The organism is Amycolatopsis sp. NPDC051071 (genome assembly GCF_040682875.1).
Lineage (GTDB): Bacteria > Actinomycetota > Actinomycetes > Mycobacteriales > Pseudonocardiaceae > Amycolatopsis.
The window spans coordinates 1-26,375 of the sequence record NZ_JBFBBY010000035.1 but is presented as its reverse complement, the minus strand read 5'-3'; the positions used below and the strand labels follow the sequence as shown (position 1 = coordinate 26,375).

General features: G+C 69.0%; 23 protein-coding genes. 11 read left to right on the top strand and 12 right to left on the bottom strand.

Annotated elements, in window-relative coordinates:
- Nucleotides 1-17 precede the first annotated feature (17 nt).
- Both AB0M65_RS14595 and AB0M65_RS14590 read right to left on the bottom strand, forming a co-directional pair.
- On the bottom strand, nucleotides 18-1,397 hold the full coding sequence (locus AB0M65_RS14595; RefSeq protein ID WP_364026852.1) for an MFS transporter: 1,380 nt from the start codon (nucleotides 1,395-1,397) through the stop codon (nucleotides 18-20).
- Between the two features lie 45 nt (nucleotides 1,398-1,442).
- Nucleotides 1,443-2,516: a LuxR C-terminal-related transcriptional regulator gene (locus AB0M65_RS14590; RefSeq protein ID WP_364026849.1), complete on the bottom strand. Its 1,074-nt coding sequence runs from the start codon at nucleotides 2,514-2,516 to the stop codon at nucleotides 1,443-1,445.
- Between the two features lie 330 nt (nucleotides 2,517-2,846).
- On the opposite strand from AB0M65_RS14590, the gene AB0M65_RS14585 reads away from it, so the two are divergent.
- Nucleotides 2,847-3,746, top strand: coding sequence for an NADP-dependent oxidoreductase (locus AB0M65_RS14585; protein WP_364026846.1), 900 nt, complete (start codon nucleotides 2,847-2,849; stop codon nucleotides 3,744-3,746).
- Nucleotides 3,747-4,090: 344 nt separating this feature from the next.
- On the opposite strand, the gene AB0M65_RS14580 is transcribed toward AB0M65_RS14585, so the two are convergent.
- From AB0M65_RS14580 to AB0M65_RS14565, 4 genes are all read right to left on the bottom strand, one after another.
- On the bottom strand, nucleotides 4,091-5,038 hold the full coding sequence (locus AB0M65_RS14580) for a lysophospholipid acyltransferase family protein (RefSeq protein ID WP_364026844.1): 948 nt from the start codon (nucleotides 5,036-5,038) through the stop codon (nucleotides 4,091-4,093).
- Nucleotides 5,035-5,817 carry a GNAT family N-acyltransferase gene (locus AB0M65_RS14575; protein ID WP_364026841.1) on the bottom strand — a complete coding sequence of 261 codons (783 nt, stop codon included), beginning with the start codon at nucleotides 5,815-5,817 and terminating at the stop codon, nucleotides 5,035-5,037. The genes AB0M65_RS14580 and AB0M65_RS14575 overlap by 4 nt, the downstream gene beginning before the upstream one ends.
- 173 nt (nucleotides 5,818-5,990) lie before the next feature.
- Nucleotides 5,991-6,950, bottom strand: a complete 960-nt coding sequence (locus AB0M65_RS14570; protein ID WP_364026838.1) for an electron transfer flavoprotein subunit alpha/FixB family protein — start codon at nucleotides 6,948-6,950, stop codon at nucleotides 5,991-5,993.
- A 25-nt stretch (nucleotides 6,951-6,975) separates the two neighbouring features.
- Nucleotides 6,976-7,761, bottom strand: a complete 786-nt coding sequence (locus AB0M65_RS14565; RefSeq protein WP_364026835.1) for an electron transfer flavoprotein subunit beta/FixA family protein — start codon at nucleotides 7,759-7,761, stop codon at nucleotides 6,976-6,978.
- A 243-nt stretch (nucleotides 7,762-8,004) separates the two neighbouring features.
- Between AB0M65_RS14565 and AB0M65_RS14560 the strand changes: the two genes are divergently transcribed.
- Entirely contained in the window at nucleotides 8,005-8,856 is an 852-nt protein-coding gene (locus AB0M65_RS14560) for a DegV family protein (protein ID WP_364026832.1), read from the top strand.
- Here AB0M65_RS14560 and AB0M65_RS14555 read toward each other — a convergent pair.
- Nucleotides 8,837-9,259: a hypothetical protein gene (locus AB0M65_RS14555; RefSeq protein WP_364026829.1), complete on the bottom strand. Its 423-nt coding sequence runs from the start codon at nucleotides 9,257-9,259 to the stop codon at nucleotides 8,837-8,839. The genes AB0M65_RS14560 and AB0M65_RS14555 overlap by 20 nt on opposite strands.
- 86 nt (nucleotides 9,260-9,345) lie before the next feature.
- Between AB0M65_RS14555 and AB0M65_RS14550 the strand changes: the two genes are divergently transcribed.
- The 7 genes from AB0M65_RS14550 to AB0M65_RS14520 all read left to right on the top strand — a co-directional run bounded on the left by AB0M65_RS14550 (nucleotide 9,346) and on the right by AB0M65_RS14520 (nucleotide 16,503).
- Nucleotides 9,346-10,524, top strand: coding sequence for an ATP-binding protein (locus AB0M65_RS14550; RefSeq protein WP_364026826.1), 1,179 nt, complete (start codon nucleotides 9,346-9,348; stop codon nucleotides 10,522-10,524).
- Nucleotides 10,521-11,567: an AAA family ATPase gene (locus AB0M65_RS14545; protein WP_364026824.1), complete on the top strand. Its 1,047-nt coding sequence runs from the start codon at nucleotides 10,521-10,523 to the stop codon at nucleotides 11,565-11,567. The genes AB0M65_RS14550 and AB0M65_RS14545 overlap by 4 nt, the downstream gene beginning before the upstream one ends.
- An 86-nt stretch (nucleotides 11,568-11,653) precedes the next feature.
- Entirely contained in the window at nucleotides 11,654-12,427 is a 774-nt protein-coding gene (locus tag AB0M65_RS14540) for a methyltransferase domain-containing protein (RefSeq protein ID WP_364026821.1), read from the top strand.
- Nucleotides 12,428-12,503: 76 nt separating this feature from the next.
- Nucleotides 12,504-14,015, top strand: coding sequence for a glycoside hydrolase family 57 protein (locus AB0M65_RS14535; RefSeq protein ID WP_364026818.1), 1,512 nt, complete (start codon nucleotides 12,504-12,506; stop codon nucleotides 14,013-14,015).
- Between the two features lie 13 nt (nucleotides 14,016-14,028).
- Nucleotides 14,029-14,517 (top strand): glutathione peroxidase, encoded by a 489-nt coding sequence (locus AB0M65_RS14530; protein WP_364026815.1) that lies wholly within the window; start codon nucleotides 14,029-14,031, stop codon nucleotides 14,515-14,517.
- 227 nt (nucleotides 14,518-14,744) lie between these two features.
- Nucleotides 14,745-15,206: a hypothetical protein gene (locus tag AB0M65_RS14525; protein ID WP_364026812.1), complete on the top strand. Its 462-nt coding sequence runs from the start codon at nucleotides 14,745-14,747 to the stop codon at nucleotides 15,204-15,206.
- Nucleotides 15,207-15,249: 43 nt separating this feature from the next.
- Nucleotides 15,250-16,503, top strand: a complete 1,254-nt coding sequence (locus AB0M65_RS14520) for a glycosyltransferase family 4 protein (RefSeq protein ID WP_364026809.1) — start codon at nucleotides 15,250-15,252, stop codon at nucleotides 16,501-16,503.
- Between the two features lie 257 nt (nucleotides 16,504-16,760).
- Here AB0M65_RS14520 and AB0M65_RS14515 read toward each other — a convergent pair whose 3' ends face one another.
- From AB0M65_RS14515 to AB0M65_RS14495, 5 genes are all read right to left on the bottom strand, one after another.
- Nucleotides 16,761-16,892 carry a hypothetical protein gene (locus AB0M65_RS14515; protein ID WP_364026806.1) on the bottom strand — a complete coding sequence of 44 codons (132 nt, stop codon included), beginning with the start codon at nucleotides 16,890-16,892 and terminating at the stop codon, nucleotides 16,761-16,763.
- Nucleotides 16,893-17,192: 300 nt separating this feature from the next.
- Nucleotides 17,193-17,855, bottom strand: a complete 663-nt coding sequence (locus tag AB0M65_RS14510) for an ATP-binding cassette domain-containing protein (RefSeq protein ID WP_364026803.1) — start codon at nucleotides 17,853-17,855, stop codon at nucleotides 17,193-17,195.
- Nucleotides 17,855-18,547, bottom strand: coding sequence for an ATP-binding cassette domain-containing protein (locus AB0M65_RS14505; protein WP_364026800.1), 693 nt, complete (start codon nucleotides 18,545-18,547; stop codon nucleotides 17,855-17,857). The genes AB0M65_RS14510 and AB0M65_RS14505 overlap by 1 nt, the downstream gene beginning before the upstream one ends.
- On the bottom strand, nucleotides 18,540-21,113 hold the full coding sequence (locus AB0M65_RS14500; protein WP_364026948.1) for an FtsX-like permease family protein: 2,574 nt from the start codon (nucleotides 21,111-21,113) through the stop codon (nucleotides 18,540-18,542). The genes AB0M65_RS14505 and AB0M65_RS14500 overlap by 8 nt, the downstream gene beginning before the upstream one ends.
- A gap of 136 nt (nucleotides 21,114-21,249) precedes the next feature.
- The gene (locus AB0M65_RS14495; protein ID WP_364026797.1) at nucleotides 21,250-24,438 is read right to left on the bottom strand and encodes a BTAD domain-containing putative transcriptional regulator; all 3,189 of its coding nucleotides are present in this window, start codon (nucleotides 24,436-24,438) and stop codon (nucleotides 21,250-21,252) included.
- 95 nt (nucleotides 24,439-24,533) lie between these two features.
- On the opposite strand from AB0M65_RS14495, the gene AB0M65_RS14490 reads away from it, so the two are divergent.
- Both AB0M65_RS14490 and AB0M65_RS14485 read left to right on the top strand, forming a co-directional pair.
- Nucleotides 24,534-25,409 (top strand): NAD(P)-binding domain-containing protein, encoded by an 876-nt coding sequence (locus AB0M65_RS14490; RefSeq protein ID WP_364026794.1) that lies wholly within the window; start codon nucleotides 24,534-24,536, stop codon nucleotides 25,407-25,409.
- A gap of 26 nt (nucleotides 25,410-25,435) precedes the next feature.
- A complete protein-coding gene (locus AB0M65_RS14485) occupies nucleotides 25,436-26,290 on the top strand; it encodes an NAD(P)-binding domain-containing protein (RefSeq protein ID WP_364026945.1) in 855 nt (284 codons plus the stop codon).
- The last annotated feature ends 85 nt before the right edge of the window (nucleotides 26,291-26,375 follow it).

Here is a 26,375-nt window from a genome sequence, read left to right as displayed (position 1 = left end):
GACCAAGCCCACCCTCGTCACCGGGTGGCGGCGCTCATATCCGACGGCCACCGGCCGGTCAGCCGGACCCCGAGCAGGGCGAGGCCGGTCAGCAGCACCGACAGCACCAAGATCGCGACCGAAGGCTCCTTCGCGGAGGCCAGCGAAGCGAGCAGGACGCCACCCAAACCAATGGTCAGGGCCGAGCCGACCCAGTCATCGAGCTGCATCGCCGAGGTGTTGAACCCGCGTTCGGCCTCCGGCGAGTAACGCAGCAGCAGCACCGAGATCGCGGGCATCGCGATCCCCATCCCGGCGCCGCCGATCGCGGACGCGACGAACGCCATCCAGCCGGGGAACGAGGGCAACGGTACGACGGCGAAGATCGCCAAACTGGTCGCGACCAGCGCGAACCCGGCCCTCAGCGACGCTTCGCGCGACCAGTCGAGGAAGCGGCCCTGCAGCATCGACCCCGCCGACCAGCCGAGTGCGGTCACCGTCAGCGGCAGCCCGGCGAACGCGGGGCTGTAGCCGTGGACCTCGCTCATCGTGAGCGGCAGATAGGCCTCCATCCCGGCGTACGCGCCGGCGATCAGCGCGCGGGAGGCGATCACTGTCGGCAACCCCGGCCGCGACGTCAGCGTGCCGGCGGGCAGGAGTTTGCGGAGCGCGTACGCCAGTGCGACGAGCCCCGCGACGCCGTACGCCAGCGCCACCAGCGACGGATGCTGCGCCGCCCAGGTGAGCGCGGCGACGCCGAGCGCGGCGATCACCGCGGGCACCACCCCGGCGCGGACGGCGGACTCGCCGGGTACGTGGACCGGCAGCTTGCCCGCGACGACGACCAGCAACGCGAGCCCGATCCCGGTCAGCGGGATCAGGCCGAGGAACACCCAGCGCCAGCCGACGCTCACGGTCACCACCCCCGCGATCGAGGGCCCGATCACCGCGGGCAGCACCCACGCGGCGGCGTTGGCGGCGTAGATCACCGGGCGTTCGCGGTCGCTGAAGGTGAGTGCGATCAGCAGGGACACCGAGACCATCAGCAGACCGGAACCGAAACCCTGCAATCCCCGGCCGAGCAGGAGCAGCGCCATATCCTGCGCGAGCCCGGCCACCAGCAGCCCGACGGCGAACAACGCGGTACCGGCCAGCAACGCGGGCGCCGGACCCTTGCGATCACCGAGGCGTCCGGAAAGGACGGTCGCGACCACGCTCGCGACCAGGAAAGTGGTGAAGGGCCAGGCGTACAGCGCCAGGCCGTCGAGGTCGGCCACCATCGTCGGCATCGCGGTGGCGACACCCATGCTCTCGAACGCGATGAGCGTGACCATGAGCAGCAGCCCGATCGTGGGCACGCGGTGCTCCGGTGTCCAGAGCACGCCCTTCGGCTTGGTTTCGTCCCCAGTGATCGTCATACGAGAAGCGTGCGACCTCCACTCAGGTGGAGGTCAAGCCGCCGGTCAGGACACGGACTCCAGCCGCAGCTCCCGCGCCACCACGGCGGCCTCGCCGCGCGACGTGACCTCGAGTTTCCCGAGGATCTTCCGCACGTGGAACTTCACCGTGTGCTCGGTCAGCTGCAGCTCTTCGGCGATCTGCCGGTTCCGCTTGCCGCGTGCGATCCCGGCGAGAACCTCGAGTTCGCGTGAGTTCAGCTTGTCCAGCGGGCGCGGTTCCGGCATTTCCTGGACACCCAGCGGCAGGACCGCGGTGATCGTGGCACCCCAGCCGGGCACGGCGTCGACTTCCCAGCGGCCGCCGAGCGGGGTGATCCGCTCGGTGAGACCGGCGGCGGGCACCGCACGGGCGATGTCCGGGCCGTCGTCGCGGACGGTGATCCGGAGGAACCGGTCGTCGATCCGCCAGGACGCCCGGACGCGGGTGCTGCCGCGCTCCAGCGCCGCGGCGAGCACCAGCCCGCGGGTGACAGTGCGGGCGGTGTGCGCGATGTCCTGCGGGAGTGGCCGGTCGTCGCCGGGCCCGGCGAGGTCGACGGTGACGTCGTCGTGCCGCAGGAAGGGTTCGAGCTGCGTCGAGAGGAGGTCGAACGCCGCGGACGCCGGTTCCGCCGAGAGCAGCTGATCACGATCGGCGACCGAGCGCAGGTCCACGAGCGCGGCCGCGGCGAGGTCGATCGCGGTCTGCCGGGCGGCGGCGTCGCCGAGCTGGCGGGAGCGCAGCACCGAAAGCAACGACGCCAGCGTCGTCGCGTGAGTCTGCCCCAGATCGGTGATCGTCCGCGCCCGCGCGGTCGCGGCGGCGATATTGCTCTCCAGTACCGCCGGTTCGGGATCGGTGGCGCGCTGGGCGGCGTTGACGCTGACGATGTCCCACAGCTTGGCGGCGACCCCGAGCGGACCCGCCCCCGGCTCGGGATCGGTGAGGACGAGCGCGATGGCCGCGCCCTTGCCGACCACCGGCGCCGAAGTCAGGATGACCAGCTTCCGCTGTTCCCCGCCGAGCGCCGCGTCGGCCACGACGGCCTCGCCGGGTACGCCGAGCAGGGCGAGCCGCTGGAGTTCCGCACTGGTCACCCGCGCCGGTGATCGCCGGGTCGCCGTCGACCTTGACCGGCAGACGGGCGCAGTCGCCGGTCTCCATGGCGGCGGCCCGGTGCGGCAAGACGGCCGCGACCGTCGCGGAGAACCGCGACAGGAGTTCGGGGCGCGGGGCGGCGAGCATGTGCTCGACCTGGCCCAGCACGTACAGCGGATCCGACCACTCGTCCATGAGTCCACAGTAGGCGCGCGCCGAGGCGGGGGCGCTGCTCTCCCGGCTAGTGAACACTGCTCGTCCGACTGGTTCGGGCGACATGCGGGCGGCGGTTGACTGATCGCGACGAAGAAATCCCGAAGGAGTCGAAAATGCGAGCGATCACCATCACCCAATACGGCGAACCGGACGTCCTGCGCTTGGCGGAGGTCCCGGCGCCGGAACCCGGCCCGGGTCAGGTGCGGGTCGCGGTCAAGGCGGCGGGCGTCAACCCGATCGACTGGAAGCTTCGCTCCGGTGCCATGGCGGAGGCCCGGCCGCTGGAATTCCCGCATATCCTCGGCCTGGAACTGGCCGGTGTGGTGGACGCGGTGGGCGAGGGCACGGAATTCGCCGTCGGGGACGAGGTCTTCGGCTGGTCCGACACCGGGGCGTACGCGGAGTACGCACTGGCTACCAACGTCATCCGCAAGCCCGCCGGGCTTTCGTGGTCCGAGGCCGCCGCGCTGCCCATCGCCGGCGAGACGGCGTTGCGGGTGCTGGGCGAACTCGAGGTCAAGCCGGGCGAGACGATCGTGATCCACGGGGCGAGCGGGCAGGTCGGCCGAGTGGCGACGCAAGCCGCCGTCGCGCTGGGGGCCACCGTCGTCGGACTCGCCGGAGCCTCGTCTCTCGACGAGGTCAAGGCGCTGGGCGCGCTGCCGGTCCAGTACGGCGACGGCTGGGTGTCGCGAGTCCGCTCGGTGGCCCCGGGCGGGGTGGACGCGGTGTTCGACGCGGCCGGATTCGGCGTACTGGGTGATTCCGTCGACCTGCTCGGCTCATCCGACCGGCTGATCACCATCGCCGACCCGGCCGCGTTCGCGCAGGGACTGCGGTTCTCGGCCTCGGGCTCGGAAACCGCTGCGGTGCTCGAGGATCTCGTCTCGCGGGAGCTGAAGATCAAGCTGGGGTCAAGCTACGGGCTCGCCGATGTCGCCGAAGTCGCCGAGGCGCACCGGGAAAGCGTGACCGGGCACGCGGGCGGGAAGATCACGCTGGTCACCAACTGAGCCGACGCGCTGCGGTCGCCCCCCGTCGCGTCCGGTCCTCCGTCGCGTCCGGTCCCCCGTCGCGTCCGGCCGCCCCGGTCGCCCCCGGTCGCAGGGTCGTGAGTGGCGATTCTGGTTCTCTCGATGGGTAGACCGGCCTGCTTGCCGGGTTCGCAGCCAACACTGAACCCGTAACTCGCGTGCTTAAGCACGTAACTCACGTGCCTGAATGCCGAACTCGGTGTGCGGAGTCTGAGCACGCGAGTTACGTCTCTAAGCACGCGAGTTACGTCTCTGAGCACGCGAGATGCGTCTTCAAGCACGCGAGTTACGTCTCCAAGCACGCGAGTGCGGTGCCGCGCCACTCAGGCACCATCTCGCCCGAAGGCGCCACCGTTTGCCCTACCCTCAAGAGCACGAATCGCCACTCGTGACTCCCGAAGACCCCCTCGTCTCAGTTCGGCCGGTCGGGTGCGCCGCCGCGTTTGCGCGGGGATCTGCACCCGGCCGAGCGCCGCCTGCACGGCGGATTCCGCCAGCGAAGCCAGTTCCCGCCGGTCCGAAGCCTTACCGGGCGCGATTTCCGGGCACACGTGCACTTCCAGCACGAGACCGCGCAAGGCCGCGACCCGCCGCAGCGAAGCGATGAGCGACTCCGTCCCGATGAACGCCGGTTGCGTCGTCTCCCGCCCGTCGGCGAGCCGGAACCGCAGGGCCAGGGGCCGCACCGGGACACCGCCGTCGATCGCGGCCTGGAACGTCGCGGAGCGGAACCGTCCCGATGCCAGGCCACACCAGGTGGTGCCTTCCGGCGTCACACTGACGAGTGATCCGCCGCGCATCGCGTCGGCGAGTTCGCCCATTGTCGCGGGCAGGCCGCGCAGGTTCTCGCGGTCGAGGAAGATGCTGCCACCACGACGCACCAGCAGGCCGAGCACCGGCCAGGCGCCGACCTCCTTCTTCGCCAGCGCCCGCATCGGCTGGATGGCGTTGACCGCGATGATGTCCAGCCACGAGATGTGGTTGTTCACCACCAGCGCGCCGCGGCCGGGCACGGCGCGGAAACGGTCGTCGCCGCGCACCACAAGTCGTACCCCGAACGAGCGCAGGATGCCGACGGACAGCAGGCGCACCAACCGTTCCCGGGGCATGCCTCGCAGCACGAGCACCAGCGGCGCGCTCAGGAAGGCGCCGAAGAGGACGCCGATCGCCGCGCCGAAGCGCAGGACACGCCGCGGGAACGCCACCGTGGGCGCCCCGTCGGTCAGGCATCCGTCGCCGCACGGCGACTTCGGCATCCAGCCGTGGGTCATCCCTGCTCTCCCAGGAAGAACTTGAGATACCGCTCGTCGACGTTGTGCAGATCCAGCAGGACGAAGAAGTCCGCGACACCGAAATCCGCGTCGAGCGCGGGCGGGCCGTAGGTCTTCGCACCCAGGCGCGTGTAGCCCTTGATGAGCGGCGGCAGGATCGCCCGCGGCGGCCGCTCGACGCCCTCGGTCCGCCACGGGTTCAGCGGCGTGACGCGGAGCGACTCGTCCGCGTAGTGCTTGGTGCGCAGGAGATCCCAGACGCCGGCCGCGGAGCCGCCGCCGTCGGCCAGCGGCACGGACGCGCAGCCCGCGAGGTACCGGTGGCCCGCCAGCAGCATGTACCGGCCGATCCCCGCCCACACGAGGCTCACGACGGCGCCGCTGCGGTGGTCGGGATGCACGCATGAGCGACCCGTCTCGACCAGCGAAGGACGCAGCGAGCCGAGCGCCGTGAGATCGAATTCGCTGTCGGAGTACAACTTCCCGGCCCGCACCGCCCGATCGGGCGGCAACATGCGGTACGTACCCACGATCTCGCCGGTGTTGTCGTCCCGCACCACGAGGTGATCGCAGAACTCGTCGAAGTAGTCGACGTCGAGACCGGGTACGGGAGAATTGAGCTTCGCCCCCATTTCCTCGGCGAACACCTGATAGCGAAGTCGTTGCGCCGCAACGACTTCCTCGTTTCCATTGGCGACGAGGAGTGAATAACGCGGCGCGTCGGCCGGGAGTTCGACACCTGCCTGGTCAGTACTGACGAGGAGCTGTGACGTCGTCATGAACAAGGTCTACCCCTCACGGGGTACCAACGAAAATGCGCCCGATGGCCGAATAGTGCACGTTCAGTTAATTGCGGGTTCTCAGGCTTCTCTCAGGCTCCGAAGATCACTTTCGGGTCACAGAAAAGGGGCCGCCCGGGACGATCCCGGGCGGCCCCTCTTCAGGATGAAGCTCAGCCCTTGCGCTTCTTGACCTCTTCGGTCAGCTGCGGCGCGACGTTGAACAGGTCGCCCACCACACCGAAGTCGGCGATTTCGAAGATCGGCGCCTCGGCGTCCTTGTTGACCGCGATGATGGTCTTCGAGGTCTGCATACCGGCGCGGTGCTGGATCGCGCCGGAGATGCCCAGCGCGATGTACAGCTGCGGCGAGACCGTCTTACCGGTCTGGCCGACCTGGAACTGCGCCGGGTAGTAGCCCGAGTCGACGGCGGCGCGGGAAGCGCCGACGGCGGCACCGAGCGAATCGGCGAGCGCCTCGACGACGTCGAACTTGTCGGCAGAGCCGACACCGCGGCCACCGGAGACGACGACCGAGGCCTCGGTCAGCTCCGGCCGGTCGCCGCCGACGATCGGCTCGACACCGGTGATCTTGGCGGACTTCGCCGGGTCGCCGGCGGGGACCTCGACGGTCTCCTCGGCGGCCGCGCCGTCGGCCTGGGTCGCCTCGACCGCGCCGGGGCGGACCGAGATGACCGGGACGCCCTTGGTGGCCTTGGCCTTGATGGAGAACGCGCCACCGAAGATGGACTGGTCGACCGAGCCGTCGCTGTTCACACCGACGGCGTCGTAGAGCAGACCGGAGCCGAGGCGGACCGCGACGCGAGCGGACACCTCCTTGCCCTCGGCGGTGGCCGCGACGAGCACGGCGGCCGGGGAGGTCCGCTCCGCCAGCGCGGCGAGGACGTCCACCTTCGGGGTGACCAGGAAGCCGGTGGCGTTGTCGCCCTCGGCGACGTACACCTTCGCGGCGCCGTGCGCGGCGAGGGCTTCCTTCGCCTTGGCGGCGGTGCCGGTCGGGCCGACGACGACCGCGGACGGCTCACCCAGTTCGCGAGCGGCGGTCAGCAGCTCGAGCGTGACCTTTTTGACTTCACCGTCGACGTGGTCGACGAGGACGAGTACTTCAGCCATTTCCCTATTCCTCCTCGAACCTGTCTCAGACGAGCTTCTGCGCGACCAGGTAGGCGGCGACCTTGCTGCCGCCGTCACCCTCGTCCTCGACGCGCTCACCGGCGGTGCGCGGCGGCTTCGGGGAGGCTTCGAGCACCGACGACCAGGCGTTGCCGAGGCCGACCTCGCTCGCGTCCAGGCCCAGGTCCGCGACGGTCAGCGTCTCGACCGGCTTCTTCTTCGCGGCCATGATCCCCTTGAAGGAGGGGTAACGCGGCTCGTTGATCTTCTCGCCGACGCTCACCACCGCGGGCAGGCTCGCTTCGAGGTGCGTGACGCCGTCCTCGGTGTAGCGGTCGGCCTTGATCGAGGTGCCGTCGACGGTCAGCTCGTTCACGTGGGTCAGCTGCGGCAGGCCGAGCAGCTCGGCGATGATCGCCGGCACGGCGCCACCGCGGCCATCGGAGGCCTCGTTACCGGTGATGACCAGGTCGAAGCCTTCGACCTTCGCGATCGCGGCGGCCAGAACCTTGGCGGTGGCGATCGCGTCGGAGCCGTGGAGCGCGGCGTCGGAGACGTGGATGGCCTTGTCGGCACCCATGGACAAAGCCTTGCGGATCGCGTCGGTCGCGCGGTCGGGACCCACCGAGACGACGGTGACCTCGCCCTCGCCGGCTTCCTTGATCTTCAGGGCTTCTTCGACGGCCTTCTCGTTGATCTCGTCGAGCACGGCGTCGGCGGATTCGCGGTCAAGAGTGTTGTCGGCACCGGAGAGCTTCCGCTCCGAGTAGGTGTCCGGTACCTGCTTGACCAGGACAACGATGTTCGTCATGGGTCTACTTCGACCTCCCGTTGGTGGCCGGCGTCGGCCACGGGGCAACAGCTCTACTGGCCGGTAGATTAGGGCCATTTCCACGCCGTGGCCCGGTGAGGTGACCTCATTCACCTGGATGCACGCTTTAATGGGACCATCGTCCAGGTTTTTCACCCGGAAGTGAATGTGACATGGCGACTAAGCCGAACGGCCGTACTCGGGGGTACTCCTGGCGGGGGAGACGGGTTAACCTGCCGCACCATGCGTTCCATGCCCGGCCCTGTCGCCGTGATCACGGACTCGACCGCCTGCCTCCCCCCGTCGGTCGCCGAACGCTGGGGAATCGGCGTCGTTCAGGTCCAATTGCAGGTCGGAGACCAGTTCGACGAAGAGAACCGCTACGACCGCGACGAAGTCATCGGCGAACTGCGCGCCGGTACCCCGGTGAAAACCGCGCCACCCGAGGTCGGGGCGTTCTTCTGGGCGTTCCAGGAGGCCGCGAGCAAGGGTGCCTCGGCCATCGTGAGCATCCACATCTCCGGCCGGATGTCGGAAACCGTGAACGCCGCCCGCGAGGCCGCGCAGCAGGTGAGCGTCCCGGTGCACGTCCTCGACAGCGGGACCACCGGGATGAGCCTCGGTTTCGCGGCGACCTCGGCGGCCAAGGTCGCCGCGGCGGGCGGGCAGGCCACCCGGGTCATCGACGCGGCCGAACGCCGGTTCCGCGCCAGCCGGGAAATCCTCTACGTCGACACGCTGGAGTTCCTGCGGCGCGGTGGCCGGATCGGCGCGGCGCAGGCCTTCCTCGGCTCGGCGTTCTCGATCAAACCCCTGCTGACGCTGAAGAACGGCGAGGTCTCACCGCTGACCCGCGTGCCGGGGCAGCGCCGGGCGATCACCAAACTCGTCGACCTCGCGGTGGACTGCGCGGGTGATCAGGACGTCGAGATCGCCATCACCCGCTTCGGCGCGGGCGAACGCGACCTCGAAATCGGCGGACGGCTGCGGGCACGGCTGCCTCATCTGGTCGACAGCACCCTGGCCGACGCGAGCATGATCCTCGGCGCCCACCTCGGCCCGGGTGCCATCGGCATCACGGTGTCGCCGGTGTAGTTCGCTTCCCGGGGATCAGGACGAGTAGCACGGGAAGCACCGCGCCCAGCGCCGTCGTCGCGACGATGAGCACCTGGTCCACCGGCTCGAAATGCGAGATGTGGCCAAGGTGGTAGAGGAAATGCGGGAGTCCGAAGAGGAAGGTCGCGAGCGCCGCGAGCCTCGCCACGGCGGTCGTCCCGATCACGGCGGCACCGATCAGGAGGGCGGAAAGGGCCAGGTTGAGCCCACCGAAGTCGCGGAGCAGGTGCTCGTTGAAGGGGCCGTCCATGGCGACCCAGCCGGTGCGGAACCCGGGGAAGTCCCGGTAGAAGCCGTCCGGGCTGAGCAGCGGCCACAGGCCGACCGGCAGTTCGATGAGACCGAAGAGGGCGAGCAGTACGCGGGTGATTGTCCGTTGCATGCCCTCTGGACTGTGCGGCGCCGCGAAACGTGACACCGCCGCGCGGCGCGCGTGCTTCGAAGATCTGGTCTGCGATTATGTTGGTTATGACCAAGGATCTCGCCGAACTGCTGGGTACCCAGGAGACGGTCAACCTGGAGTTCAAGCAGTCCGGCAAGGATCGGGACGTGCTTCGGAAGGCGATCTGCGCGCTGGCCAACGACCTCGCGCAGAAGCGCGTCGGGCACCTGCTCATCGGAGTCGACAAGCACGGGGCACCTGTCGACGACGTCGATACAAGTGACGCCGAGCTTCTGCGCTACACCGACCTTCGCGAGGACGGTCAGATCCTGGACCGCCCGTCGATGACCATCGAAGCCGCCGAGTACGGCGGCAAGCCGATCGTGCACATCAAGGTGCGAGCCTCAGCGACTCCGCCCGTCCGGTACAAAGGCATCACCTGGGTCCGCCCGGGTCCCACGACTCGCAAGGCAACGCGGGACGACGAGCGAGTCCTCAGCGAACGCCGCCGGGCCACCGACCTTCCCTACGACAGCCGCCCGGTCGACATCGCCAAGTTGGACGATCTCGACCTGCCGCTCTTCCGTTCCGACTACCTCCCCTCGATAGTCGCGCCGGAAGTAATCGACGAGAACGGCCGTACTCCGGAACAGCAACTGGCCTCGCTGCGGCTCGCCGATCTTCAAGGCACCCCGACAGTCCTGGGTCTCCTGGTACTGGGGCTCGACCCCAGCGGCTTCGTCCCTGGCGCATATGTGCAATTCGTCCGCTATCGCGGGCTCGATCTGGACGCGGCGATCGCGGATGACCAGGAAATGCGGGCGAATTTGATCGGCACCGCCACACGACTGGGAGCCGTCCTCCGTGGCCATCTCCATACTCGTTTGGCAGAGGGGCCCGGGTTCCGGGAAGAACAGAAGCCGGACTATCCCTTCGATGCGCTGCGCGAGGTCTGCATGAACGCGATCATGCATCGCAACTACGAGAGTTCCCATGCGCCGGTCCGAGTGGCCTGGTTCGATGACCGTATCGAAGTCACCAACCCAGGAGGACCTTTCGGCCAGGTACGCGCGGACAACTTCGACCGGGTCAACGACTACCGGAACCCGTCACTGGCGGCCGCGATGAAATCACTCGGTTACGTCAACCGTTTCGGGCGCGGAATCGGGCGAATTCGCACCGCCCTCGCCCGGAATGGAAATCCGGCCCCCGAGTTCGCGGTGGACTCTTCATCCTGGTCGGTCACCCTGCGGAGGGCCTCATGACCTCGGTGGCCATGTTCAACAACAAGGGTGGCGTCGGAAAGACCACTCTGACCTATCACTTGGCCCATATGCTCCAGCGGCTAGGCCGGCGAGTGCTGGCCGTGGACCTCGACCCTCAGTCGAATCTGACCGCGGAGTTTCTCGAAGAGGACGATCTCGCGATTCTGTGGGACGAACCGCAGAGCCCGGCTTGGCCCGCTGTCACCGACACACAGGCCAAATTATTCGGACCGGTAACGTCTGATTCCGGCACTATCGCGACCGCGCTGGCCCCCATTCGGGAGGGCTTGGGTGACATAGCGCATCAGAGCCCGGTCCAGATCAAGGACAACCTCTGGTTGATGCCAGGGGACCTGGAACTCAGCGGTTTCGAAGACAAGCTCTCGGAGAGCTGGTTCAGATGCTTTGAAGGTGACAACGCGGCTTTACGGGTAATGACCGCGTTCCACCGACTGATCGAGAGCACCCGGGAGAACGTACAAGCAGATATCGTTCTCATCGATGTCGGCCCGAACCTGGGCGCGATCAACCGCGCCGCGTTGCTCTCGGCCGATACTGTACTGACCCCCTTGTCAGCCGATCTGTTCTCCCTTAGAGGACTGCACAACCTCGGCCCCACGCTGCGTGGTTGGCGGAGAAGCTGGCAACGCAACATCAAGCCGCACATCCCGGCGAACATCTCGGCTCCCAGCGGCAGCATGACCCCGCTGGGCTACGTGATCATGCAACCTGTGATGCGCCTGGACCGACCTGTCAAGGCGTACCGGCGCTGGCTGGACCGCATCCCTGGCGTCTACGACACGCAAGTGATCGGTGACAACGCGTCGACCGGCGAACAGTACGAGATAGCAACGCTCAGGAACTATCAAAGCCTGATGCCCTTGGCCCACGACGCGCGGAAGCCGATGTTCGATCTGCGCTCGGCGGACGGCGCGCTCGGTAGCACCCAGACTTTGGTGCAGCGATGCCATCAAGAGTTCAAGAGCCTGGCGATCACGCTCCTTGACAGGCTGGAAGCCCCTTCGAAAACCGACACCCACTAGGGACAACGGTGAAACATGCGGTGACACTGGCCCCACTACGGGTTCACCTCGCTCATCCGCAAGTGACCGGCCGGTAGGGTCGCGGCGTGACCACCCCAGCCACCAGGGCCGAAGCACTGCATCTCACCGGTGAGCGCACCGTGCCCGGCATCGCCGAGGAGAATTACTGGTACCGCCGCCATGAGGCCGCGTACCACCGGCTCCTGCCGCTGTGCGCGGGCAAGGTCGTCCTGGAGGCCGGCTGCGGCGAGGGCTACGGCGCCGGGCTCATCGCCACCGTCGCCGAGCGGGTGCTCGCCCTCGACTACGACGTCCCCACCATCGAGCACGTCGCCCGCCGCTATCCCGGCATCGGCGTGGCAAGGGCGAACCTGGTGTTCCTGCCGCTGCGGGACGCCTCTGTCGAGGTCGTCGCCAACTTCCAGGTGATCGAACACCTCTGGGACCAGGCCGCGTTCCTCGCCGAATGCCGCCGTGTGCTCGCGCCCGGCGGGCGGCTGATCGTCACCACGCCCAACAGGCTGACCTTCACCCCGGACAGCGACACCCCGCTCAACCCGTACCACACCAGGGAACTCGCACCGTCCGAATTGGACGGGATGCTGCGTGACGCCGGGTTCGAGGTCGAGACGCTGCACGGCCTCCACCACGGTGAGGGCGTCGCGAAACTCGACGCGAAGTACGGCGGTTCGATCATCGACGCCCAGCTCGACGTCGTGATGGGGCAACTGCCCGGCCAGGCGACCTGGCCACCGGAACTGCTCGCCGACGTCGAAGGCATTCAAGCCGCGGATTTCGCGATCCACGGCGAAGACCTCGACGCCGGCCTCGATCTGGTCGCCGTGGCGGTGCGCCGATGAGCGAGCTCGCGAGCGGATCATTCAGCACAGTGCGCCTGCTCATGCGACGCGAAGCGACCCACTACGAGGAGCAGGCATGAGCGAGTACGAGGGCACGTTTTGCCTCGTCGTGCACAGCCACCTGCCGTGGCTGCCGCATCACGGGTCCTGGCCGGTCGGCGAAGAGTGGCTGTACCAGGCGTGGGCGCATTCGTACCTGCCGATGGTCGACCTCCTGCGCCGCTTCGCCGACGAAGGTCGCGAGGACGTCCTCACGCTCGGCATGACGCCGATCCTCGCCGCGCAACTCGACGACCCTTACTGCATCGACGCCTTCCACGACTGGCTCGGCCACTGGCAGTTGCGTTCCTGGCACGCCTCGACGCTCTGGCGCGGCGACCCGCTGCTGCGCGATCTCGCCGCGCGTGAGTACCGGACCGCAGTCAAGGCGTCGGAGGAACTCGAAACCCGCTGGCGGCACGGCTTCTCGCCGATCCTGCGGTCCTTTGTGGACAACGGCACGATCGAACTGCTCGGCGGCCCGCTGGCGCATCCGTTCCAGCCGCTGCTCGACCCGGCGGTCCGCGACTTCATGCTGCGTGGCGGTCTCGCCGACACCGCGCTGAGGATCGGGCGGCGACCCGAAGGCATTTGGGCACCGGAATGCGGCTACAACCCCGGCATGGAAGCGGGTTACGCGGCCGCGGGCGTCCAGCGCTTCCTGGTCGACGGCCCGTCACTGCACGGTGACACGTCGGCCGCGCGGACGGTCGGCGATTCCGACGTCGTCTGCTTCGGCCGCGATCTCGAAGTCACGTACCGGGTTTGGTCGCCGAAGGCGGGCTACCCCGGCCACGCCGCCTACCGCGACTTCCACACTTGGGCGCACGAGGTCGGCCTCAAGCCGTCCCGGGTGACCGGCAAGACCATCGAACCGCCGGACAAGGCGCCGTACGACCCGGCGTTGGCGGCGGGCACGCTCGGCGGCCACGTCCAGGACTTCGTCGACACCATCGTCGCTCGGCTGCGTTCACTCAAGGCCGAGCACGGCCGCGAGTCGCTGGTCGTCGCCGCGTACGACACGGAACTGTTCGGGCACTGGTGGCACGAGGGACCGGCCTGGCTCGAAGGCGTCCTGCGCGCGCTGCCCGAAGCCGGCGTCCGCGTCACCACGCTCAAGGGCGCGCTCGAAGCCGGGCATCTCGGCGGGCGGGTCGATCTCCCGGCGTCGTCGTGGGGTTCGGGCAAGGACTGGCGGGTCTGGGACGGCGAGCAGGTCGCCGACATGGTGCGGGACAACACCGCGTTGCAGCACCGGATGCTCGACCTCGTCACCGGAATGGACACGACGACTCGCGACGCCGTCCGCGACCAGGCCGTCTCCGAGGCGATGCTGGCGCTTTCGAGCGACTGGGCGTTCATGGTCACCAAGGATTCCGCCGCCGACTACGCACGGCGGCGGGCGAGGGTGCACACCGAGCGGTTCGACAAGCTCGCCGGGTTGCTCCGGGAAGGCGCGCACGAGCGGGCACGGGAGACCGCGGCCGCGTTCCGCCGCGACGACGGCCCGTTCGGCCATGTCGACGCACGTGACCTGCTGAGGAAATGACGAAAGGGGAATCATGGGGATCCACGACATTCCACTGAAGACGCTCGCGGGCGAGGACACCACGCTCGGCGCGCTCGAAGGCAAGACGCTGCTGGTGGTGAACGTGGCGTCGAAATGCGGCCTGACGCCGCAGTACACCGGGCTGGAGAAGCTGCAGGAACGCTACGCGGACAAGGGTTTCTCCGTCGTCGGGTTCCCGTGCAACCAGTTCGCGGGTCAGGAGCCGGGCACCGCCGAGGAGATCCAGACCTTCTGCTCGACGACGTACGGTGTTTCGTTCCCGCTGTTCGAGAAGCTGGACGTCAACGGGGAAAGCCGCCACCCGCTCTACACCGAACTGATCAAGGCCGCCGACGCGGAAGGCGCCGCCGGCGACGTGCAGTGGAACTTCGAGAAATTCCTCGTCGCCCCGTCCGGTGAAGTGGTGGGACGATTCCGCCCGCGCACCGAGCCAGAGGACGGCGAGATCACCAAGGCGATCGAGGCCACTGTCGGCGCTTGATTTTTTCGGCGCGGGCGGTTTTCCGGAGCAATCCGGGAAACCGCCCGTTTCTTTTTCCGCACCGGAAGGGACCAAAGTCCTCGAAACGCCTCGCCATTTCGCGCGATGGCCGGTTGGTCGATCACAAAACCTTGCGGGACAAGGGAAATCCTGACATCCGCAGGTGAACCGGTGTACCCGATTCCCTCGCGAGCGTACAGGCGTCACTGCTCGACCGGCAGAACGTCGTGAGCGTCGCGCTCGGCACGAAGTGGTCGAACGGGGTCGACACCGAAGAAAAGGCGATCACCGTTCTGGTCGACACCAAAATGCCGCACGAAATGCTCCGCGAAGCCGAAGGCCAGTTTCACGACCTCGACCGGCGGATCTTCTGGGTCGGCGACCTCAAGAGCACCAATGTCGCGCCCGGCGTCGGCACCATCGTGCAGAAGACCGGCCGGACCACCAACTGGACGACCGGGCGGATCACGAACATCAACGCCACCGTGGACGTCAACTACGGCGGCGGCCGGGTGGCCAGGTTCGCGCAGCAGCTGCTGACCACCGACATGTCGGCCGATGGCGACTCGGGCAGCCTCGTGGCGGATCTGAACGAGAACGCCGCCGGCCTGCTGTTCGCCGGTTCGCCGGTGGTCACCGTGATCAACACGGCCTGGTCGAGGCTCAGCCGGGTTGACCCGCCGGGGTGATCACCCCGTCCGGGGAAGACCGACTGACGAGTAACCTCCACCCATGCGCGTGCTGATGTTGTCGTGGGAGTACCCACCAGTGGTCGTCGGCGGACTCGCACGGCACGTCCACGCCCTGGCCAGGCACCTCGCCGGGCAAGGACACGACGTCGTCGTCCTGTGCCGCCACGCGGCGGGTACCGACGCCGAGACCCATCCGCGGACCGATCGGGTGGTCGAGGGCGTGCGGATCATCCGGGTCGCCGAGGACCCGATGCACGTGACCTTCGAACGCGACCTCGTCGCGTGGACGCTGGCCATGGGGCACGCCATGGTCCGCGCCGCGACCGACCTGCTGCGCGGCTGGCAGCCGGAGGTCGTCCACGCGCACGATTGGCTGGTCACGCACCCCGCGATCGCGATCGCCGAGGCCGCGCGGGTGCCGCTGGTCGGCACCATCCACGCCACCGAGGCCGGACGGCATTCCGGCTGGCTCTCGCATCCACTGAACCAGCAGGTTCACTCGGTCGAATGGTGGCTCGCGAACCGCTCGGACGCGCTGATCACCTGTTCGCAGGCCATGCGCCGCGAGGTGGCGCATTTGTTCGAGGTCGACGGCGACACCGTCACCGTCATCCACAACGGCATCGAGGAACGCACCTGGCAGGTGCCCGCCGAAGAGGTCGCGCACACTCGCGAGGTCTACAGCCCGTCCGGTGCGCCGCTGCTGCTGTACTTCGGACGGCTGGAATGGGAGAAGGGCGTGCAGGACCTGCTCGCCGCGCTCCCCCGGATCCGCCGCGCGAAACCCGGCACCCGGCTGGTCGTCGCCGGAAAAGGACGGCATCTGGAGGAACTGGTCGAGCAGGCGCGCAAGCTGCGCGTACGCCGGGCGGTGGACTTCGTCGGGCACCTGTCCGACCGTGAACTGCGCGCCGTACTGGCCGCGGCCGACGCCGTCGTCCTGCCAAGCCGGTACGAACCGTTCGGGATCGTCGCACTGGAAGCCGCCGCCGCGAAGGCGCCGCTCGTGGCGTCCACCGCGGGCGGGCTCGGCGAGGTCGTCGTCGACGGTGAAACGGGCCTGGCGTTCAGCCCCGGCGACGTCGACGCGCTCGGGGACGCCGTCGAAGCGGTACTGGACGACGAGGTCGCCGCCGCGCGGCGGGCGCTGACCGCGCAGTCTCGGCTGGCCGCGGACTTCGACTGGGGACGGATCGCCGAGGCGACCGTCGCCGTCTACCGGCGGGCCCGGACCGGCGAGCCGGTGGAACTGGGCCGCCCGAAGATCGCGACGGGCAACGCCTTCGAGCCGTGATCGCGCTTTCCTCCGTGGTACGGGGCTTGTCTGTGAAGGATTTGGGACACTCAACGTCCCAGATCCTTCATGGACGCGGAGATCGCAACACCCGAGCGGGGCACCGACTATCCACCACGCCACCTTTGACTTACCCCTCAAATAGTGGGGTGGACGGGGGATCCGGAACGTCGGGGTTCCCGGATCCCCCCTCCACGAAGGTGGGCGCCGGGGGCCGCGAGGGGCGCGACCCCCAGTGCTGCTCTAGGTGACGAAGATCAGAAGTGGCAGGGCCGGATACAGTCCGGCCGCGCCGCGACCGTCGCCGAGACGGATACCGCCGGTGCGGCGAGGACGACGGCGAGGATGGCGAAGGTCGCGGCCAAGACGGTCCTCAACTGCTTCTTCATGGTGGCTCCTCGGGAATTCGGGCGGAAAGTGCACCCGGGGCCGAGCATCCGCGCGACGCGGCACGGAAACAACGGGGGTTTCAGTAGGTACCCCTACCTATTCGCGGTCCGTGACCGATTCGTCCCTGTGGCCACCCTTCACGGACCTTCGTGGCCAGAGACGTCCAACAACGTCATGAGGGGTCCCCATAGGACGAAAAGTGTCCTATGGGGACCCCTCATGACATCCGGGCCACGCCGGGCCACGCCGGGCCGGGCAGGGCAGGGCAGGGCAGGGCAGGGCAGGGACGAGACCCGAAGCTAGGAAAGGACCCCGTCCAGCAGGCGCACCCGCCGGTCCGCGATCCGGTGCACCTCGTCGTCGTGCGTCGCCACGATGACCGCGGCGCCCTCCTGGGCACATCGCCGCAGCAGCCGCAGCACCCGCGGGGTGCTCCCGGCGTCCAGATGCGCTGTCGGCTCGTCGGTGAGCAGCACCCGCGGCCGCCCGCTGACCGCCCTGGCGAGCGCGACCCGTTGCTGCTGCCCGAACGAGACCTCCAGCGGATAGCGGTCGCCGAGATCGCCGATCCCGAGCTCTTCCAACAGTTCCGCTACCCGCGCGTGGATGTTCTTCGCGCTCGGCTTGGGGATGTCGGACCGCAGCCGCAACGGCAGCGCGACGTTCTCCGCGATCGTCAGTTCGTTCGCCAGGCCGAGCGCCTGGGGCAGGACGGCGCAGGTGTGCCAAGGCGGCGCGCCCGCTATCGGGACGCCGTCGAGCAGGACGCTGCCGGAATCGGGCGAGTCGAAACCGCACAGCAGGGCCAACAGCGCGCTCTTGCCCGAACCGGACCGGCCCGAGACGGTGACGAGTTCGCCCGCGGCCACCTGGAGTTCGAGTCCACGCAGGACTTCGACGTCTCCGCTGGGGTGGGGGAACCGGCGGCGCAGCCCGACGGCCTCGAGGGCGGGTTCCGCCATCACGGCACGATCTCCTGTTCTTCCACGTTCTCCAGTGTGCCCTTGTGCATCCGCGCGATCCGGCTGCCGAGCTCGATGAGCCGGTCGTCGTGTGAGGCGACGATGACGGCGAAATCCTGATCCGCCAAGTATTTCAGCGTGTCGAGGACCAGGTCGGCCGATCCCTCGTCCAGCTGCGACGTCGGTTCGTCGGCGAGGACGACGGTCGAGCGGCGGGCCAGGGTGCAGCCGAAGGCCAGTCGTTGCTGCTGCCCGCCCGAGAGCGCGGAGATCCGCCAGCCGCCGGTCCCGCCGAGCCCCAATTGGTCGAGGATGTCGTCCGGCAGGCATTCCGTCCCCGCCGATTCGGCCGCCGCGCGGAGATTGTCGGCGACGCTCAGGTACGCGAGCAGGTTGTCGGTCGGGTTCTGGAACACCAGACCGAGGTGATCGCGGCGCAGTGCCCGCCGGTCGCGGTGCCGCAGCTTGCCGGTTTCGGTTCCCTGGAAGGAGATCGTGCCTCGCGCGGGCTGCTCGAACAGGCCGAGTGTCCGCAGCAGCGTGGACTTGCCGGAGCCGGACGGCCCGGCCAGCACGGTGATCCCCGTGGCGGGAATGTCGATGGTGACGTCGTCGACGCCGGTGACGGTGCCGGCCGGGGTCTGGTAGTCGACGCCGATGCCGGTCAGCCGGAAGATCGGTTTCTCAGGCACGGATCAGCTCCGCGGTCCGGGCGGTGCGCACCGAGCGCATCGCGATCCAACCGGCCAGCGCCACGACGAGCACACCGACGGCCAGCACGGTCAGGGCGAACGGGGTCGGGTTGGGCAACGCCGAACGCGGCGCGAGGAAGGTCGCGGGATCGAATCGCGGCACCGAAAGACCGGCGACCGAGACACCGCAGGCGACCCCGATGACCACGGCGAGCCCGCTGAGCGCGCCCAGCTCCATCAGATGACTCGCCAGCAGCGCCCGTGGCCGCATACCCATCCGCAGGACAAGCGCCCCGGCCAGCGCGTTCTGCCGTCGCCGGACTTCGACCGCGACCAGCAGCGAAAGCACCGCCACCACTCCGAGTACCGCGCCGAGCAGGGCCATGAACGAGAACGTCCAGGACACGACGTAGAACGGGAGCGCGTCGAGTGCCGACTCCCGCGTGATGCGGTTGGGCTGCGTAATCCCGGCGGCGGTGAGCGCCTCGGTCAGCTGCGCCACCGGCGACGCCGAGAGGAGGCTCCACTTGGGCACGGCGGTCAGCTGCGCGGCGCTGAGCGACTGCCGCGAGATCACGTACCCGGCCTTGGTGCCGATGATGGGGAACATCGGCAGTTCGCCGATCGTCCGCGCCTCGCCGAGGCCCGCGGGCAGCGCGGGTTTCTGGGCGGCGTCGTTCCCGATCCGGATCGCCGGGACACCCGTGCCAGGACTGGACAACTCGCCCAGCATCCGGTCGACGTCGGCACCGGGGAGCGTGCCGAGCGCGGCGCCCTGCCGGAAGGTCTGCGGATCCACGACCAGCACGACACTGCCCGTTCCGGTCAGCTCACCGACGACCGTGGTGGTACCGCTGATCTGGGGCGGCAACGGCAGTTTGCCGGTGCCGATGACACTTTCGGTGTCCACGCGGGTTTCGGCGCCGACGAAGATCGCCGACTTGGTGTGCAACGCCTCTTCCTGCCCGCGTGCGATGCCGATCCCGGTCGCGAGCGTCCCGATGGCGAGCGTGCCGATCACGAGTACGCCGGTGACCGGTGCGCGGGCGCTGGCGAGCCGCCGGATCGCCAGCTGCAGTGCCGGCCGCGACCACAGCCGCGCGCGATGCGAGGCGTGCAGCGCCAGCCAGGCCAGCCGTGCGGCGAGCAGGCCGACGGTGAGCACGACGAACACCGGGTAGGTGAGTGCGAGTGGATCGACCTGGGGGAGCGGATTGCCGACCCTGGAGGCCTTGCCGTAGTCGACGAGCTGGTTCCAGCCGAGCAGCGCGACACCGGCGGTGATCAGCTCCCAGGGGAAGATCGTCAGGAGTTTCAGCCCTTTACGCCGTCCCGCGCGGACCCGGCCCAGTTCGAACTCCCGGTGCGTGCGGATGGCGATCACCCCGGCCAGCAGGGCGAGCGAGGCGAGCAGGATGACGGCCGCGACGAGCGAACCGGTCAGCTGCGCGCCGCCGTCCGGTTCACCTGGTGGTCCGTAGACGCCGAGAAGCAGCCGGGCGAGCACCGCGCCGGCCACTCCTCCCACGACTATCGGCAGCCCGAGTTCGGCGACCGCGAGCAGCCCGAGCCCCACTGGACCGGTGCCCCGGGACGACAACAGCCGCAGCTGCGCGTGGCGCCGCTGGTTCCACTGCAGCGCGACCGTCCCGATCCCGGCACAGCCCACCAGGACACTGATCGCGGCGAGCGGAAGGATCGAGACGAAGACGTTCGATTCGGCCTGGTTGCTGATCATGACCGAGCGCTCGAACGGCAGCGACCCGACGATCGCGTCCCCGAGACCGCGGGTACCGAGATCCGCCCGCACGTCCGCGATCAGTGCCTTCGACCGGTCCAGCAGGTCTTCGGCTTCGCTGACCGTCTTGGGCGGCTGCTCGTAGAACGACAGGTACAGGGTCCTGAACGCGGGCAGGCCCAGCGTGCGGACCGCGTCGTCGAAGGTCTTGCCGTCGGTGGCGAACATGACCGAGTCGAGCGGGTCGTTGGCGAGCCGGTCGACGACGGCGTTGCGCTGCTGCGAGCACCACCAGCGCGGCGCCGGGTCGGGCAGGTCGCGATACAGCCCGGTCACCGGGGGAAGCGCGGCGCCCTTGACCTTCGGCGTGGCGCCGACGCCGATCTTTTCCGCGCTCGCCACGACGGTGCCGAGCAACAGGCCCGCGTCACGTGTCCCGGCGGCCAGATCGAGGTTGTTCAACCCGGCTTGATCCCGATGACCGAGGGTGACCTTGTAGTGCGGGTCGCCATTGAATTCGGTACCTTGGATGACCGGCGTGTACCGGGAGGTCACCGGCGGGGAGAACCCGTGGGCCGGGGCGTGCCGCTGGACCGCGGAGATCACCTCGGGTGCGTCGGAGACGGGGACGTTGCCCTTGCTGAAGACCGGGCCGTAACTGTCCGGGCACGCGATCCCGGTCTGGTACGTGACGGCCGCGCCGCCCGCGGCGGAGGCCTGCAGGACCGCTGCGGTACCGAGGAAACAGGCGAGCAACGCGGTCACCGCCGCGATGATCAAAGTCAGAGGACTCGTCAGTGCCGCTTTCGGAGCCGCTCGCCACGGCATCGTCACTCTGGGCCCGCCGGGAGCCCCCCACCTCACCCGCATGGATATGCACGCTACCGGTTAGGTAGCTCGAAATCACCCTTTGTTGCCGACGTGAAGTAAAGCCATGGTCCATTGCGGTGGCGGGTGTACGTGGCTATTGACTCTCCGTGACCAACTGGTCGATCGGGGTGGCCGCTCCGGCCGTCACCTCCTCGGAGAATACGTTTTCTCCGAGCGCCGTGAGGATGACGCCGGTGATCCGGTCGACGTCCCCGCGTTCGGCCTTCGGCAGGGGAGCACCCGCCGACTCCCGGGAAGCCGCCGCGGCACCCAGCAACCGCGCGGCCAGGCGATACGCGCCGTCGGCGGCCTCCGCTCCGGCGAGCCCCTCCAAACCGAGTGCGATCGCGCGAGGATCCCCGCCGCGGCGGGCGATCGCGAGACCGTCCGACTGGAGCTTCTTCGCCTTGACCACGTCGCCGCGCTGCTCGGCGATGAACCCGAGCTCGGCGAGGGCCAGTGTGCTGCCCATTTCGGACGCCACCCGGCGGTGCCAGTCCAGAATGGACAGCAGGTGTACCTCGGCCTCGTCGAACCGGCCCTGGCGCCGCGCGCCGAGGGCAAGCCCGGTTTCGGCGTAGACCTCGCCGGGTTTGAAACTGTGCTCGACGGCCAGTGCCCTTGCCCGCTCATGGAACTCCCTGCCGCCCTCGAAATCGCCGGTGAGCAGCGCCGTCCTGCCGAGCCATGACAGTTTGTAGGAGACCTCCGGCCACAATTCCAGTTCTTCCGCGCGGCGCAGGCTTTCCCGGTGGACACGGGCGGCGTGGTCGTAGTCCCCGGCGATCGAGGCCAGCATGCCGATCACGAACGACGCCTGCAGCCAGCCCCAGCGTTCGCCGAGGCCGTCGAAGATGGCGGCGCTCTGGGCCGCGACCCGGCCACCGCCGGTGAGATCGCCGCCCGAGATGAGGTGGCTCGCCCGGTCGCTCAGCGCGGCCGCGGCACTCCAGTCGTCACCGGCGTCGCGGGCCGTTTCGAGTGCGCCGAGGGTGAGCTTCTCCCCACGGCACAGGTCCCCGATCGTGGACCACGCGTACCCGAGGAACCACAGCATCCGGGCCCGGATCACCGGATCGACGATGTCCCAGACCGTTCCCTCCGCCGCGCCCTCGGTGCAGGTGCCGTCGAGAACGGCGATACCGGTGCACCAGCCCAGGGCCTGCGCGCGCTCGTCACCGGTCTCGATATCCGTCTCGAGCACGAGATTCAGCGAGCGCCGGGCCTCGGTGAGCCGTCCGCGCAGGAACCAGAACCACACCGTCGCGTTCACCAGCCGCAGCGCGAGCCGCGTTTCGCCTTGCCGCAGCAGGGTTTCCAGCGCACGACGGGTGTTGGCACCCTCGGCGTCGAGGCGGTCCAGCCAGCGCCGCTGTTCCTTGCCACGCAGGCCCGTATCACCGCGTTCGGCCAGTTCGACGTGGAAACGGGCGTGCTTCAAGTGCAGATCGTCGAGCTCGCCCGCCTGCTTCGCGTGCTCCAAGGCGTAGGCCGACACCGACTCCAGCAGCCGGAACCGCGGCTCGCCGGTCTTCGCGGGCCTGCTGACCACCAAGGACCTGTCGACGAGCCGGGAGAGCAGGTCCAGGACATCGGCGGCCGCGATCTCGCCGCCCGCGCAGATCGCTTCGGCGGCGTCGAGACCGCAGCCCTCGGCGTGGACGGCGAGACGGCGCAGCACGATCTGCTCCGGCTCACTCAGCAGGCTCCAGCTCCAGTCGATCATCGCGCGCAGGGTCAGCTGACGGCGCGGCCCGCCCCGCCTGCCCGAGGAGAGCAGGCCGAACCGGTCGTCAAGGCGAGCGAGGAGTTCGTGCACCCCGAGCGTCCGTACCCGGGTGGCGGCGAGTTCGAGGGCGAGCGGGATCCCGTCGAGCGTGCGGCAGATCCGGGCGACCACGGCCGCGTTCTCCGCGTCGAGCACGAACCCCGGCGCGGCGGCCGCGGCACGGGCGGTGAACAACCGGACCGCGCTCGCTTCCCGCACGGCGGCGAAATCGGCCTGCTCGGGCAGATCGAGTGGCGGCACCGCCCAGACGTTCTCCCCAGGCAGCCCGAGCGGTTCCTGGCTGGTGGCGAGCACGCGCAGGCGGGGCACGGCCGCCAGCAGCCGCTCCACCAGCGCCGCGACCGGTTCGACGAGGTGCTCGCAGTTGTCAAGGACGAGCAGGATCTCCTTGTCGCGCAAGGCATCGGCCAGTGAGTGGGTCACCGATTTCGCCGAAGTGGGCTCCTCGCGGAGATCCAGTGCCGCCGTGAGCACGACGGCGACCAGCTCTTCCGGCGGACAGGTCGGGCAGGCGACGTTGTCCAGGCCTGCCAGCTCGACCAGCCAGGTGCCGTCGGCCATCGCGAGCCTCGACGCGGCTTCGATGGCGAGCCGGGTCTTGCCGACCCCGCCGGGACCGGTGAGCGTGACCAGCCGCGTGTCGGTGACCAGCGCGCCGACCTCCTTGACCGCGATGGTCCGGCCGACCAGTTCGGTCAACGCCTCCGGCAGGTTCCCGCGCACCGGCCCGGCGGCGCGGACCGGCTCGAGGTCCGGGCTGCGCGTGAGGATCGCCTGGTGCAGGGCGGCCAGTTCGGAGCCGGGTTCGAGACCGGACTCGTCCCGCAGCCGTGACCGCAATTCGGCATAGGTTTCGAGCGCCTCGCTGTGCCTGCCTGCGGCGTACAGGGCACGCATCAGAAGGCCACGGAGCCGCTCCCGGAGTGGAGACCGCGAGACCAGATCGGCGAGTTCGCCGGTGAGGGCGCCGTATTCGCCGAGCGCCAGCCGCGCTTCCGCTCGCTCCTCCTCGGCGAGCAGCCGTTCCTCCTCCAACCGCTGGGCCGCGGCCACGGCGAACGGTTCGTCCTCGAACCCGGCGTAGGCCGGGCCACGCCACAACGCCAGCGCGTCCGCCAGCAGGGCCGCGCGGGCGCGCGGATCCACCGTGTCCCGTGCGCGTGCGGTGAGCGTCCGGAACCGGTGGACGTCCAGATCGCCGGGTTCGACGGCGAGGACGTAACCGGCGGGCTGGTGCGTCACGAGTTCGCGGGTGCCCGGTTCGGCGCGTTCGAGGGTGCGGCGCAGCTGGGAGACCTTGGTCTGGAGAGTGTTGGCCGGGTTGCCCGGCGGATGCTCGCCCCACAGGTCGTCGGTCAGCGACGACACCGACGCCGCCCTGCCCTCCCGGTTCAGGAGCCCGGCGAGCAGCAGCCGGACCTTGGCCTCGGGCACGACGACGGGCTCGCCGGCGGTCGTCCACACGGCGAGTGGCCCCAGCACTCCGAAACGCACGAAACCGACATTAGCGCGGACCACCGACAAGTTCGTGCGGCGATCCGTGCGCGGAACCGCAGCGATCCGTGCGCGGGCGGCGTCACGGTGGTCCCATGACCGAACAGGGAAAGACCCCGGTGACGGTACTGGGGCTGGGCGCGATGGGAACCGCGCTCGTGGAGGCGTTGCTGGCCGCGGGACATCCGGTCACCGGGTGGAACCGGACGGCGGGCCGCGCCGAGGTGGTGGCCGCGAAGGGGGCTTCGGTCGCTTCGACCGTGTCCGAGGCTCTCGCGGCGAACAAGATCGTGATCGCCTGCCTGCTCGACTACGACTCGGTGCACGAGGTCCTGGACCCGGTCGCGGCCGGGCTCAAGGGGCGGCAGCTGATCAACCTGACCAACGGCACCCCCGGCCAGGCACGCGAGATGAGCGCGTGGGCCGAGGAACTGGGCGCGGAGTACCTGGACGGCGGGATCATGGCCGTCCCGCCGATGATCGGCTCGCCTGCCGCGTTCATCTTCTACAGCGGCTCGGGCACCGTCCTGGGCCGGGCACGCACCGCACTCGACACCTTCGGCGGCGTCAACTACCTCGGCGCCGATCCCGGACTGGCGCCGCTGTACGACATCGCGCTGCTCAGCGGGATGTACGGGAACTTCATCGGCGTCATCCAGGCCTTCGCCCTGGTCGGCTCCGCCGGAGTCAAAGCGAAGGAGTTCGCTCCACTGCTTCGCGGCTGGATGGACGCGATGAGCGGCTTCACGGAGCGCGCGGCCGAGCAGATCGACAGCGGCGACTACGTGACCGATGTCGTGTCGAACCTCGCGATGCAGGCCGGGGCCTACCCGAACCTGGCGAAGGCCGCCGAGGAACAGGGCGTCAGCGCCGAACTGCTCACGCCGCTCCAGTCACTGATGGACAAGCGGGTCGCGGCCGGGCACGGCGCCGAGGACCTGATCGGCGTCATCGAACTGCTCAAGAAGTAAAACCACTACACAGCAAGGAAAACATGATGATCACCATGATCGGGCTCGGCCCGATGGGACAGGCCATGGTCCGCGTACTGCTGGAGAACGGCCACGGCGTGACAGTCTGGAACCGCACCGCGAGCCGCGCGGACGGCGTCGTCTCGGCGGGTGCCGTGCGGGCCGAGACGGTGGCGGACGCGGTGTCGGCGTCGGACCTGGTGCTGCTGAGCCTCACCGACTACGCGGCCATGTACGACATCCTTGGCAAGGCAGAGGAAACGCTGGCGGGCAAGGTGGTCGTCAACCTCAGCTCGGACACCCCGGAGAAGACCCGCGAAGCCGCCGACTGGGTCAAGGCCCGCGGCGGGCAGTTCATCGCGGGCGGTGTGATGGTGCCGGCCCAACTGGTGGGCAAGAACGAGGCATACGTCTTCTACAGCGGTCCCACCGAGGTTTTCGAGAAGTACCGCGAGGTGCTGGCCCTGATCGGGCGGCCGGACCACCTCGGCGAGGACGTCCGGCTGGCGCAGCTGTTCTACCAGGCACAGCTGGACATCTTCCTGAACGCGCTTTCGGTGTTCCTGCACGCGAGCGCGCTGGTCCGCTCGGCAAACGTGCCCCTCGCGAAGTTCCTCCCGTACGCCAAAGAGAACTTCGCGATGATGGGCTTCTACCTGGATTCCGCGGTGGAAGCGCTCGAAAAGGCCGAATACCCTGGCGACGAGGCCGACGTGGTGATGATGGGCGCGAGCGCCGACCACATCGTGCGGTCCAGCCGGGACGCCGGGATCGACGTCGTCCTGCCGGAGGCGATCAAGTCGCACTACGACCGGGCGATCGCCGCCGGGCACGGACGTAGCTCGTGGACCAGCCTCTACGAGATCATCAAGGCAGGCTGAGTCTCCGTCTGACACCTTCGCCCTTCGGCCCCACCAAGGGCGGCCGCGATGTCTTGAAGGGCCCCTTTGAGACGATCAACGTCTC

Coding starts and splice junctions, on each gene's coding strand:
- AB0M65_RS14595 (WP_364026852.1), bottom strand. CDS start 1,397: ATGACGATCACTGGGGACGAAACCAAGCCGAAGGGCGTGCTCTGGACA.
- AB0M65_RS14585 (WP_364026846.1), top strand. CDS start 2,847: ATGCGAGCGATCACCATCACCCAATACGGCGAACCGGACGTCCTGCGC.
- AB0M65_RS14580 (WP_364026844.1), bottom strand. CDS start 5,038: ATGACCCACGGCTGGATGCCGAAGTCGCCGTGCGGCGACGGATGCCTG.
- AB0M65_RS14575 (WP_364026841.1), bottom strand. CDS start 5,817: ATGACGACGTCACAGCTCCTCGTCAGTACTGACCAGGCAGGTGTCGAA.
- AB0M65_RS14570 (WP_364026838.1), bottom strand. CDS start 6,950: ATGGCTGAAGTACTCGTCCTCGTCGACCACGTCGACGGTGAAGTCAAA.
- AB0M65_RS14565 (WP_364026835.1), bottom strand. CDS start 7,761: ATGACGAACATCGTTGTCCTGGTCAAGCAGGTACCGGACACCTACTCG.
- AB0M65_RS14560 (WP_364026832.1), top strand. CDS start 8,005: ATGCGTTCCATGCCCGGCCCTGTCGCCGTGATCACGGACTCGACCGCC.
- AB0M65_RS14555 (WP_364026829.1), bottom strand. CDS start 9,259: ATGCAACGGACAATCACCCGCGTACTGCTCGCCCTCTTCGGTCTCATC.
- AB0M65_RS14550 (WP_364026826.1), top strand. CDS start 9,346: ATGACCAAGGATCTCGCCGAACTGCTGGGTACCCAGGAGACGGTCAAC.
- AB0M65_RS14545 (WP_364026824.1), top strand. CDS start 10,521: ATGACCTCGGTGGCCATGTTCAACAACAAGGGTGGCGTCGGAAAGACC.
- AB0M65_RS14535 (WP_364026818.1), top strand. CDS start 12,504: ATGAGCGAGTACGAGGGCACGTTTTGCCTCGTCGTGCACAGCCACCTG.
- AB0M65_RS14530 (WP_364026815.1), top strand. CDS start 14,029: ATGGGGATCCACGACATTCCACTGAAGACGCTCGCGGGCGAGGACACC.
- AB0M65_RS14520 (WP_364026809.1), top strand. CDS start 15,250: ATGCGCGTGCTGATGTTGTCGTGGGAGTACCCACCAGTGGTCGTCGGC.
- AB0M65_RS14515 (WP_364026806.1), bottom strand. CDS start 16,892: ATGAAGAAGCAGTTGAGGACCGTCTTGGCCGCGACCTTCGCCATCCTC.
- AB0M65_RS14510 (WP_364026803.1), bottom strand. CDS start 17,855: ATGGCGGAACCCGCCCTCGAGGCCGTCGGGCTGCGCCGCCGGTTCCCC.
- AB0M65_RS14500 (WP_364026948.1), bottom strand. CDS start 21,113: ATGCCGTGGCGAGCGGCTCCGAAAGCGGCACTGACGAGTCCTCTGACT.
- AB0M65_RS14490 (WP_364026794.1), top strand. CDS start 24,534: ATGACCGAACAGGGAAAGACCCCGGTGACGGTACTGGGGCTGGGCGCG.
- AB0M65_RS14485 (WP_364026945.1), top strand. CDS start 25,436: ATGATCACCATGATCGGGCTCGGCCCGATGGGACAGGCCATGGTCCGC.